This window comes from Streptococcus suis, assembly GCF_002964045.1.
GTDB classification, from domain to species: Bacteria; Bacillota; Bacilli; order Lactobacillales; family Streptococcaceae; genus Streptococcus; species Streptococcus suis_U.
In genome coordinates this window covers 1-285 of the sequence record NZ_POPB01000336.1, presented here as the reverse complement: position 1 = coordinate 285, position 285 = coordinate 1, and the positions used below count along the sequence as shown (strand labels likewise).

Annotated in this window: 1 pseudogene; it reads right to left on the bottom strand. The window is 42.1% G+C overall.

Annotation, left to right across the window (positions count from 1 at the left end):
- Positions 1–285 (bottom strand): annotated as a pseudogene (locus C1E99_RS07015) (pyroglutamyl-peptidase I); the annotation flags it as partial.

The following is a 285-nucleotide window of genomic DNA, read 5'->3' as shown; positions in this document are numbered from 1 at the left end:
ACCCTTTTTAATATCCTCTTTATCCCTATATTCAACAATCGCTCCTATAGCTACTTCAACTCCTCTTACAATATCGTTCAAAGACATGGAAGCTAGTCCTGGCTTGTCTACAACCTGCTCTGGCAAGAAGGGAATATGGAGAAAGCCTGCCTTAGTCTTTGGAAATTGTTTCTCCGCCAAGTAAAGAGCTTGATACATGAGATGGTTGCAGACAAAGGTCCCAGCAGTATTAGAAACAGAAGCTGGAAGCCCAATCCTATGAATCGCTTCAACCATTGCTTTGAT